Source organism: Pseudomonas sp. NA-150 (assembly GCF_044336365.1).
Lineage (GTDB): Bacteria > Pseudomonadota > Gammaproteobacteria > Pseudomonadales > Pseudomonadaceae > Aquipseudomonas.
In genome coordinates this window covers 1,582,031-1,592,857 of sequence record NZ_CP172305.1, presented here as the reverse complement: position 1 = coordinate 1,592,857, position 10,827 = coordinate 1,582,031, and the positions used below count along the sequence as shown (strand labels likewise).

The 10,827-nt window shown below is 59.0% G+C and carries 11 protein-coding genes; 3 read left to right on the top strand and 8 right to left on the bottom strand.

The genetic code is table 11. From position 1 onward, the window contains the following. The first annotated feature begins 43 nt into the window (after window positions 1-43). Together ACF0H7_RS07675 and ACF0H7_RS07670 are read left to right on the top strand one after the other, a co-directional pair. Entirely contained in the window at window positions 44-550 is a 507-nt protein-coding gene (locus ACF0H7_RS07675; protein ID WP_397452172.1) for a peptidylprolyl isomerase, read from the top strand. A gap of 11 nt (window positions 551-561) precedes the next feature. After that, window positions 562-1,182, top strand: coding sequence for a glutathione S-transferase (locus ACF0H7_RS07670; protein WP_397452171.1), 621 nt, complete (start codon window positions 562-564; stop codon window positions 1,180-1,182). Between the two features lies 1 nt (window position 1,183). On the opposite strand, the gene ACF0H7_RS07665 is transcribed toward ACF0H7_RS07670, so the two are convergent. The 8 genes from ACF0H7_RS07665 to ACF0H7_RS07630 form a co-directional block, all read right to left on the bottom strand. Then, entirely contained in the window at window positions 1,184-1,414 is a 231-nt protein-coding gene (locus ACF0H7_RS07665) for a hypothetical protein (RefSeq protein WP_397452170.1), read from the bottom strand. Beyond that, window positions 1,411-1,596 carry a hypothetical protein gene (locus ACF0H7_RS07660; RefSeq protein ID WP_397452169.1) on the bottom strand — a complete coding sequence of 62 codons (186 nt, stop codon included), beginning with the start codon at window positions 1,594-1,596 and terminating at the stop codon, window positions 1,411-1,413. Before ACF0H7_RS07660 ends, ACF0H7_RS07665 begins: the two co-directional genes overlap by 4 nt. A gap of 320 nt (window positions 1,597-1,916) precedes the next feature. After that, entirely contained in the window at window positions 1,917-2,099 is a 183-nt protein-coding gene (locus ACF0H7_RS07655) for a hypothetical protein (protein ID WP_397452168.1), read from the bottom strand. A gap of 168 nt (window positions 2,100-2,267) precedes the next feature. Then, window positions 2,268-3,434 (bottom strand): lactonase family protein, encoded by a 1,167-nt coding sequence (locus ACF0H7_RS07650; protein ID WP_397452167.1) that lies wholly within the window; start codon window positions 3,432-3,434, stop codon window positions 2,268-2,270. Window positions 3,435-3,530: 96 nt separating this feature from the next. After that, on the bottom strand, window positions 3,531-5,924 hold the full coding sequence (locus ACF0H7_RS07645) for a glucose/quinate/shikimate family membrane-bound PQQ-dependent dehydrogenase (protein ID WP_397452166.1): 2,394 nt from the start codon (window positions 5,922-5,924) through the stop codon (window positions 3,531-3,533). A gap of 91 nt (window positions 5,925-6,015) precedes the next feature. Further along, on the bottom strand, window positions 6,016-6,312 hold the full coding sequence (locus tag ACF0H7_RS07640; protein WP_397452165.1) for a DUF5629 family protein: 297 nt from the start codon (window positions 6,310-6,312) through the stop codon (window positions 6,016-6,018). Window positions 6,313-6,485: 173 nt separating this feature from the next. After that, on the bottom strand, window positions 6,486-7,478 hold the full coding sequence (gene araD1, locus ACF0H7_RS07635) for an AraD1 family protein (RefSeq protein ID WP_397452164.1): 993 nt from the start codon (window positions 7,476-7,478) through the stop codon (window positions 6,486-6,488). Window positions 7,479-7,520: 42 nt separating this feature from the next. Then, window positions 7,521-8,840 carry an MFS transporter gene (locus tag ACF0H7_RS07630; protein WP_397452163.1) on the bottom strand — a complete coding sequence of 440 codons (1,320 nt, stop codon included), beginning with the start codon at window positions 8,838-8,840 and terminating at the stop codon, window positions 7,521-7,523. 216 nt (window positions 8,841-9,056) lie between these two features. Between ACF0H7_RS07630 and ACF0H7_RS07625 the strand changes: the two genes are divergently transcribed. Then, window positions 9,057-10,793: an IlvD/Edd family dehydratase gene (locus tag ACF0H7_RS07625; RefSeq protein ID WP_397452162.1), complete on the top strand. Its 1,737-nt coding sequence runs from the start codon at window positions 9,057-9,059 to the stop codon at window positions 10,791-10,793. Window positions 10,794-10,827 lie beyond the last annotated feature (34 nt).

The window sequence follows — 10,827 nt, the reverse complement described above, 5'->3', positions numbered from 1 at the left end:
GTGCGCCCCGGTGCGCGCCACGTTCAATGAGAAGGTAACCCCCATGTCCAATCCAAAAGTATTTTTCGACATCACCGCCAACGACGAGCCAATGGGCCGTATCGTCATGGAACTGTTTGAAGACCAGGTGCCGAAAACCGCTGAAAACTTCCGTGCCCTGTGCACCGGCGAAAAAGGTGAAGGCCTGCACTACAAAGGTTCGTCCTTCCACCGCGTGATCACCGAATTCATGCTGCAAGGCGGCGACTTCACCAACCACAACGGCACTGGCGGCAAGTCGATCTACGGCGAGAAGTTCAAGGACGAAAACTTCACCCTGAAGCACACCAAGCCAGGTCTGCTGTCCATGGCCAACGCTGGCCCGAACACCAACGGCAGCCAATTCTTCATCACCACCATCGTCACCAGCTGGCTGGACGGCAAGCACGTGGTATTCGGTGAAGTCACTGAAGGCATGGACGTGGTCAAGGCAATCGAAGCCCTGGGCTCGCAGTCTGGCCGCACCAGCAAGAAAGTCGTGATCGCTGATTGCGGTCAGCTGGAAGCCTAAGGGGATTGTCGGTGAACGCGTTTACTCAGGCTTCGCCGACGCTCTACTCTTTCCGCCGCTGCCCCTACGCGATGCGTGCGCGCATGGCCGTGCTCTACGCGGGGTGTGCGGTGGAAATCATTGAAGTCAGCCTGAAAGCAAAACCCGCCGACATGCTCGCCCGTTCGCCAAAAGGCACGGTGCCCGTGTTGATGTGTGGCGATCAAGTGATCGACGAAAGCCTGGACGTCATGCGCTGGGCCTTGGCTCAAAACGACCCGGACGACTGGCTGCTGACGAACACTCCGTCAGCGCAACTGGATATGAAAGCGTTGATCGGGAAAAACGATCAGGGCTTCAAGCAGCACCTGGATCGCTACAAATATGCGGTCCGCCATCCCGAATACTCGCAGGAACACTACCGACAGTCAGGTGAGGTGTTTTTGCAAACGCTGGAAGATCGCTTGTCACAGCAGGACTTCCTGCTCGCTGGGCATCTGAGTCTGGCCGACATCGCCCTCGCGCCGTTCGTGCGCCAATTCTGCTATGTCGATCCCGAGTGGTTCTGGCAAAGCCCATACCCGCACTTGCAAGTATGGTTGCGGCGGTTTTTGGCGTCGGAGTTGTTTGTGGCAGTGATGGCTAAACGCTGACTCAGCAAACAACAGTAAACACTTCCGATTCAAACCACGGCGATCTGTTCGGTGGGTTTCCAGCCATCAAACCCTGGGTTCTGGCCATCTCGATGTTATGAGCAATTTCATGTTTGGCTTCAATACCCCGCGCCAAACCACCGGAAGAAGCTTGTCCCAAACCCACCAATGAAAAGCCATTGGTGATGATCGTCAAAAACGCAACGATCCATAATTGCGGGCCTTTCATCATGCACCTCCAGCCACACTGACCGCTGCGCCTTCAACGACGACAATCGGTGCGTGCTTGGAAGTTTGGGCATTGATCGATGCTGCATTCATGCTGGTAACAGTGATCACTGCGACGAAGGCAACATAGAGCGCAATGGCGGTGTATGCGCCGTTTTTGATGGAATGGATAATCGCAGTGTTCATGTCAGTCGCTCCGTGGCGTGTTTCAAGGCGCCCAGAATCGTTTAAAACCGAACTATCTCAAAGAGGCGGGTTTCCATAGTGCACATCGACTTGGTTAATGATTAAGCGAGGTAATCGACGTCATAGCGGGAACACATGAAGCAGGGGGAATATAAGGTTAAATGCAAAAACGCCCTCGCGAACAAGTTCGCTCCTACAGGAGAAAACTTATTCGCGAGGGCGTTGCAAGATTCTGGCGAAGGGACTAAACACGCTGACGAATCCATTCCCCGTTATCGATCCGTTCGTTAACGGGGAATGGATTCAGATCACGGCTGGATTCATGGTTGAATCTTGTGATCAAGGGCAGCGTAGAAGTTGGCGCTTTGTTGCAGGTATTTAGGGGTGTAGCTCTGGGTGATACTGGTTTTCTTCTGACTCACTTCAACGCTGGCACTGGCAGGCAAAGCTACGGTGGCAGAGATGGCGGATGCTGCGATTACTGAGAAGAGATTGAAGTTCATGTCGGTTGCCTCGAATGTTCTGTTTGATATCTGCCGTTGAAGGCCTTGGATCAAACTTACGCCCGGGACCCCGATCTCAGAAATGCTTTGTACCACTAGCCCTTATCATTTCAATTAATACAGGCCTAAATCCTTGTTTTAACGGGGTTTAAGCCTGCATTTCGAGCCTCAACGGGTGAGGAAACGGAAGTCGGAAGGTGAATCGAAGTCGATTTTTTGCACGGTATCGCCCAGCTTTCCGCTCTTGGGATCACGGCGAACGATGACGATCTGGTTGCTTTTCTGGTTGGCGATCAGCAGGAAATGGCCGCTGGGATCGATGCTGAATTCACGCGGTTCGGTGCCTTCCACCGAGCGCCGCTGCACTTCCTTGAGCTGGCCGTTGGCGGCATCGATGCTGAACACCACCAGTTGATTGGCCTCGCCACGGTTGGCAACGTAGAGGAATTTGCCATCTGCCGAGCTGTGCAGACCACCGCCGCCGTTTTTCTGTTGCACGCCTTTATTGGTCAGGTCGAGCAGTTGAGTCTGTTTGAACACGCCGTCGTGGTAGTCGAACACCGCGACCTTGGCGGCCATTTCCAGGGTCAGGTAGGCGTGTTTGCCGTTGTTGCTGAACAGCAGATGCCGGGGGCCGCTGCCGGCGGGAAGCTCAACTGCCGGGGTTTTCGCCGGTTGCAGCGGTTGTGGCTTTTTGCCGTCGTAGGCGAAAACGAATAGCTTGTCGGCCCCCAGGTCGCTGGCGATCAAGTAGTTGCCATCAGGTGAAGGCACGGCGGAGTGCACGTGGGAGGACGCCTGACGTTCAGGATCGACATGGCTGGCCGGATGCGTGGCGGTTTGCACCACCTCGGACAGTTTGCCCGACTTGTCCACCGGCACTACCGCCAGCACGCCACCCGGGTCAGGCTGCACCGCATAGTTGGCGACAAACAGGAAATGCCCGTCGGCGCTGAGGCTGGAATGGGTGGGCTCGTCGCCGTGGCTGACCACCTGATTGATCGGGGTCACTGCATGGGTTTTGCCGTCGATGGCAAAGCTGCTGACCTTACCCACGGTATCGCTCTGCCCCGGCCCATTCTCGTTGACCGCGAACAGCAAGCGCTGGTCTTTGGACAGGGTCAGCCAGGACGGGTTTTCGCTTTTGATCACCTGGCGCGGTTGCAGGTCGAGCTTGCCGCTTTGGGTATCGAAGCGGTAGCGATAGATGCCTTCGCTTTTGCCTTGGGTGTAGGAACCCACCAACAGGTCGTAATCCGTCATGTTTTGCGCCAGTACAGGGAAAGCAGTGAGGCCGCTGGCCATTAGTAGCCACGGCAGAACTTTACGTTTCATGGGCATCTCTCTGGTTATCGGAATTGTCGGGCGCCGCACGCGATGGGAGCGAAAACTCCCATCGCAGTGTATGACAGCGTCCCGATTGAAGTAGTTTTATGGCGACTTGGGTAAAGCGAAGGCCATCACGAAATCGCTTTGGCGCGTGCCAAGGGAACCGTGACCACCCGCCACTATCAGCACATATTGGCGACCGTCCTTGCCGGTGTAGGTCATGGGCGTGGCTTGACCACCCGCAGGCAAGCGCCCGGCCCACAGTTGTTTGCCATTGCTGATGTCGTAGGCCCGTAGGTATTGATCCAGCGTGCCGGCGAGGAACGCCACACCGCCGGCAGTGCTGATCGGGCCGCCCATGCTGGGTACGCCCATGTTGAACGGCAGCGGTATCGAGGTGTTGTCGCGGATCGAGCCGTTCTTGTGTTTCCAGATCACTTTATTGGTGGTCAGATCGACACCGGCGACATAACCCCAGGGCGGTGCCTGACACGGCAAGCCCAACTGCGACAGCAGCGGCTTGAGGATCACGCCATACGGCGCGCCTTTGTTCGGTTGTACCCCGTTGGTCTCACTGACGCGAATCGGGCCTGCCCCCACCGCAGTGGCAGGAACCAGGGTTGAAACGAAGGCCATGTAATTGGGCGACAGAAAGGCGATCTGCCGCATCGGGTCGACGGAGATCCCGCCCCAGTTGAACACTCCCATATTGCCCGGATACACCAGCGTGCCCTTGGTCGACGGTGGCGTGTAGATGCCGTCGTAACGCAACGAGCGATAGGTGATACGGCACAACATCTGATCAATCGGCGTCACCCCCCACATGTCCGACTCCTTGAGCTTGGCCGGAGTCATGTTCAGCGCCGACAGCGGCTGGGTTGGCGCAGTGAACTCGCCTTCCATTGCACCTTGCGGCGCCGGGTTCTCCTTGATCGGCACGATAGGCGTGCCGTTGCTGCGGTCGAGCACATAAATGCTGCCCTGTTTGGTCGATGCCAACAGCGCCGGCTTGATGCCAGTAGCGGTGTTGAGGTCCATCAAGGTCGGTTGGCCACCGACGTCCATGTCCCACAAATCGTGGTGAGTGAACTGATAGGTCCAGCGGACTTTTCCGGTAGCGATGTCCAGTGCGGTGACCCCGGCGCTGTACAGCTCGGGCTGTTTGCGCGCCGCGCCCCATTGATCCGGCGTCTGATTGCCCATGGGCAGGTAAAGCATGCCGAGCTTTTCGTCGACACTCATCACCGACCACATGTTGGGCGAATTGCGGGTGTACTCCAGTCCCGGCAGGATCGGCTCGGTGTTGGTCGGGTCGCCGCTGTCCCAGTTCCACACCAGCTTGCCGGTGCGCACGTCAAAAGCGCGGACTACGCCTGAAGGCTCGTCGGTGGATTCGTTGTCGGTAACGTGCGCACCGATGATCACCAGGTTGCGCGTGACGCCCGGCGGCGAGGTCGAGAAGTAACCGCCGGCGGTAAAGTCACCGATGTTGGCACCGAGAAAAATCGATCCTTCGTCACCGAAATTTTCGCAAGGCTTGCCGGTGTCGGCGTTCAAGGCGATCAGACGGGTGTCGGCAGTCGGTACGAAAATGCGTTTCGGGCATTCGTTGACCACGCCTTTCAGGGCCTTGTCGATGGGGTACGCGCCGACGTTGTGATAGGCCACGCCGCGACAGGTCATGTGCGCCCAGCCTTTGAAGTCGAGCGCGTTCTGGGTGCTGAGCTCCGGGTCGAAACGCCAGATTTCGGTGCCGGTGTCCGGGTCCAGGGCAATGACCTTGCTGTGGGGCGTGCACAGGTAAAGCATGCCGTTGGCTTTCAGCGGCGTGTTTTCGGCGGTGATTTCTTTTGGATCTTTAGGGCCGGGCAAGTCGCCGGTGCGGAACCTCCAGGCCGGCTTGAGCAGGTGTGCGTTTTGCGGGGTGATTTGCGCCAGTGGCGAATAGCGATCGCCGAACGGGGTGCGGCCGTAGGATTGCCAGTCACCTTCCGGTTGGCGCGCCGGTACCCGTGGCACACCTGCTTCGGTGCGGGTCTGTTCGCCTTGAATCTCGTCGTACTGAAAATATTGACTGCCCACCGCTGTCGCGCCTGCCAGCAGCACCGCAAAGAACAGTCCGACGGTGTGCAGCGGTTTTTTCAGTGGCAGCAATGGGCGACGCGCCGCTGGCAGCAACAACACGACGCCGATGACAAACCACAGCGCCAGGCGCGGCACCAGTTGCCACCAGTCGAGCCTGATCTCCCAAAACGCCCACACCGTGGTGGCGAACAGGAACAAGGCGTACACCCCGACCCCGGCACGCCGCCCGAAAATCAGCAAGATACCGCTCAGGGCAAAACCCGCCCCGGCGATCACGTAATAAAGCGACCCGCCCATCCTCATCAAGCTAATGCCGCCGGCCAGCAAGGCGAGGCCCAATATCAGTAGCACCACCCCGATCAGAGTAGGAAACAGGCGCGGACGACTCTTTCTTACGACCTCACTGCCCATGGTGGAGCCCCCCAACTAAAGGGCTCATATCCTTTGAACCCGTCTGAATCGCAGTATAGCTGCCGTAGGAAACTCGCCAGCCTACTGTGAGTCAGTCGTGCTCGGGCGCTTCTTCGACGTCGTCTTCGTCGTCGCTTGGGCTGAAGGCGTCGAGGCAAACCAGGCGGTGATCGCCCTTGTCATCGGACAGCACCCAGCTTTGCAACTGTGGGTCGAAGGTCGCGGCATCGACTTGCGCGGGGGTGAATTTCCACATTTTGCGATCGCGACCGTCGACCGCTTCGATCACCAGTCCGGCGTCGCCCACGGAAAATTCCCAGGCATGCAGCCCGTCGATTTCCAGCATGGTGGTGGTTTGCAGAGAGGCCAGCAGGGTTGGAGTGGTCATGGGGATCAGTCGCCTAGGGTAAAAGCGCGAATGATAGGCGAAATGTCCGGTACAGGCATAAATCTCTGTAGGAGCTGCCAACGGCTGCGATAAGGTCCGCAGGACCTTCAGGCGATTGAACACGGCGATCGGTTCCCGATCGATCGCAGCCTTCGGCAACTCCTACAGGAGATTTACAATACGCCTACTGCCCCCGGTTCAAACACTGACTCCGCCGACGCAATGCCATTCACCAGCGGCGCGCCAAACTCGGCCTGGCTGATTTCGAACTGGTCCCCAGGTTGCGCCTTCACGCCATCGGCAAACGACAGGGTCGCGGTGCCGAAGAAGTGGATGTGTACGTCACCCGGACGCAGGAACTGGCTGTATTTAAAGTGGTGGTACTCAAGGTTTTCGAAGCTGTGGCACATGTTGGCTTCGCCGCTGAGGAATTCTTTTTCCCACAGCACTTCACCATCACGGCGAATCCGACTGACGCCCGCCAAATGCGCAGGCAGATCGCCGACCCGCAGCTCGGGGCCGAACGAGCAGGCGCGCAGTTTCGAGTGCGCCAGGTACAGGTAGTTCTTGCGTTCCATCACGTGGTCGGAAAATTCGTTGCCGAGGGCGTAACCCAGGCGGTACGGCTTGCGGTCGTGACCAATCACGTACAGGCCGCTGAGTTCCGGTTCTTCGCCTGCATCTTCGGCAAACGGCGGCACCGGGAACGCACGACCCGGACGAACGATGATGCTGCCGTCCCCTTTATAGAACCACTCTGGCTGCACACCCGCTTCACCGGCAGCCGGTTTGCCGCCGGCCAGGCCCCACTGGAAGATACGCATGCTGTCGGTCAACGACCCATCGTCAGTCGTGTGCTGGTGCATTTTGTCCCGCGTCGCGGCGCTGCCCAGGTGAGTCAGGCCGGTGCCGCTGACCAGCACATGGGCCGGGTCCGGATGGTCCAGCGGCGGCAGAATGCGCAGGTCCTGGAGCAATTGCGCGTAATCGTGGTTGGCGCCCAGGCCGAGGCCGTCGACGTAATGCACCAGGCTGACCCCGCCCTCGATGGCGGCGAGTGCCAATTCACGGACGCTGCTGGCGCCCAGCACTTCGTGCACCCAATCACCGTCGACCACGCCAACCCGACGTTGGCCGTTGCTCAATTCGAACTGTACTAAACGCATGTTCATGCTCCTTTGTTGGCAGGCTTCAAGGATGACGGCCGATCAAGCCCGCTGATTGCGGGCGCTGGCGGAAAATTGTTCGGGGGCCAGAGCGTGCTTGCGCTCCAGCAGACGGTAGACCACGCCGGTCAGGATCAACCCAAAGACCATGACCGCCGAGAGGAAATACAGACCCGACGCGAGGCTGCCGGTGTACTCCTTCAACGCGCCGATCACGAACGGGCCGATGTAACCGCCGAGGTTGCCCACCGAGTTGATCAAGGCAATACCGGCCGCCGCGCTGGCGCCCGCGAAGAAACGGCCGGGCAAGGTCCAGAACACTGCCGTACAGGAAAACAGCGAAAACGCGACCAGACACAGCGCGGCCAGTTGTAGTACAGGAACGCTCAGCCAGGCGCTGAGAAACAGGCCGATGGCACCCAGCACGTACAAGCCCGCCAGATGCCCGTAGCGGTCGTTGAGACGATCGGAACTGCGCGGAATGATCAGCAAACCGACGATGCCGAAGACGTAAGGCACCGCCGAGACAAAACCGGTGACCACATCGCTGCCGCCGAATTGCTTGATCAGCGTCGGCAGCCACAAACCCAGACCGTAAATACTCAGGGTCACTGGCAAGTAGAACAGCGCCAGCAGCAACACGCGTTTGTCTTTCAGCGCATGCAGCGGGTTGCCGTGACGGGTCTGACCATAGGCTTCCAAGTCTTTTTTCAGCTCATCGGCCAGCCAGTCCTTCTCGACCTGGTCCATCCATTTCACCTGTTTCGGACCGTCCGGCAACCAGCGCAGCACCGGCCAGGTCAGCAGAATCGCCGGGGTGCCGATGACGATGAACAGCCACTGCCAGCCATGCAGACCCAGCACGCCGTCCATGCCCAACAGGCCGCCAGACACTGGGCCGGTGATCATCATGGCGATGGGTTGCGAGAGGATGAACAGGCCGAGGATCTTGCCGCGATGGCGCACCGGGAACCACTGGGTGATGTAGTACAACACGCCAGGAAAGAACCCCGCCTCCGCCGCGCCAAGCAACAGACGCATCACGTAGAAGCTGTGTGGTCCCTGGACGAAGGCCATGCCGATGGTGATCGCGCCCCAGGTGATCATGATCCGCGCGAACCAACGCCGCGCACCGAAGCGCTCGAGCATCAGGTTGCTGGGGATTTCCAGCAGGAAGTATCCGATGAAGAACAGGCCAGCACCCAGCCCGTAGGCCGCATCGCCGATGCCGAGGTCGGCGCCCATGTGCAGCTTGGCGAAACCGACGGCGGACCGGTCCACGTAGGCGATCAGGTACAGCAGGATCAGAAACGGGATCAGTTTCAGGGTGATGCGACGTATAAGCCTGAGTTCCTGGCTCATGAATGCGGTCTCCACTTTATTGTTGTTATGGAACCTCTGGGGCTCGCCTCTGCGTGTAAATGCCGGATGTGAAGCGGCATTGGCGGCAGGGTCGTCCCTCATTGAAAATCGACTATATAGTATTACTATTTGATCAACAACACTTCCAAACGCAGGCGATTAAGCTTACTTTATCCGCTGGAAACGCCATTAAGTCTTACAATAAGAGTGCTGATCATGTCTGATAAGAAACCTGTCCTGCGTTCTGCCCAATGGTTCGGTACGGCCGACAAAAACGGCTTTATGTACCGCAGTTGGATGAAGAACCAAGGCATCGCCGACCATCAATTCCATGGCAAGCCGATTATTGGCATCTGCAACACCTGGTCCGAGCTGACCCCGTGCAACGCGCATTTCCGGCAGATTGCCGAGCACGTCAAACGCGGCGTGATCGAGGCTGGCGGCTTTCCGGTGGAGTTTCCGGTGTTCTCCAACGGCGAATCCAACCTGCGCCCCACCGCCATGTTCACCCGCAACCTGACCAGCATGGATGTCGAAGAAGCGATTCGTGGCAATCCGATCGACGGCGTGGTGCTGCTGACCGGCTGCGATAAAACCACCCCTGCCCTGTTGATGGGCGCCGCCAGCTGCGACGTGCCGGCCATCGTCGTTACCGGCGGGCCGATGCTCAACGGCAAGCACAAAGGCAAGGACATCGGTTCCGGGACGGTGGTCTGGCAAATGCACGAAGCCTATAAAGGCGGGCAGATCAGCCTCGACGACTTCTTGTCCGCCGAGGGCGACATGTCGCGTTCGGCCGGCACCTGCAACACCATGGGCACGGCCTCGACCATGGCCTGCATGGCTGAAGCATTGGGTACTTCCCTGCCGCACAACGCGGCGATTCCGGCAGTCGATTCGCGACGCTATGTATTGGCGCACATGTCTGGCATGCGTGCCGTAGAGATGGTGCGTGAAGACTTGCGCCTGTCGAAGATCCTGACCAAAGCCGCGTTCGAAAACGCGATTCGGGTCAACGCTGCCATCGGTGGCTCGACCAACGCGGTGATTCACTTGAAGGCCATCGCCGGCCGCATCGGCGTCGAGCTGGACCTGGACGACTGGACCCGCATGGGTCGCGGCATGCCGACCATCGTCGACTTGCAGCCGTCCGGGCGTTTCCTGATGGAAGAGTTTTACTACGCGGGCGGCCTGCCTGCGGTGCTGCGTCGCCTCGGTGAAGCCAACTTGTTGCCGAACCCGGACGCGCTGACCGTCAATGGCAAAAGCCTGTGGGAAAACACCAAGAATTCGCCGATCTATGGCGAAGACGAAGTGATCCGCACCCTCGACAACCCGATCCGCGCCGACGGCGGAATCTGTGTGTTGCGCGGCAACCTGGCGCCGCTGGGTGCGGTGCTCAAGCCGTCCGCCGCCACCCCGGAACTGATGCAGCATCGCGGTCGTGCCGTGGTGTTCGAAAACTTCGACCACTACAAGGCACGCATCAACGACCCGGAACTGGACATCGACGCCACCTGCGTGATGGTCATGAAAAACTGCGGGCCGAAGGGTTATCCGGGCATGGCCGAAGTCGGCAATATGGGCTTGCCGGCCAAGCTGTTGGCGCAAGGCGTGACCGACATGGTGCGTATCTCTGATGCGCGCATGAGTGGCACCGCTTACGGCACCGTGGTGTTGCACGTGGCGCCGGAAGCGGCTGCGGGCGGGCCGTTGGCGGTGGTGCAGGAAGGTGATTTCATCGAGCTGGACTGCGCAACGGGGCGTCTGCACCTGGACATTTCCGACGCCGAACTCGCCGCACGTCTGGCCGACTGGCAAGCACCGCAGAAGCTATTGGTGGGCGGTTATCGTCAGCTGTACATCGATCACGTGATGCAGGCGGATCAGGGGTGTGACTTCGACTTCCTGGTCGGCTGCCGTGGCGCCGAGGTGCCGCGTCATTCGCATTGATCAGGCATAACAAAACCCTGTAGGAGCGGGCTTG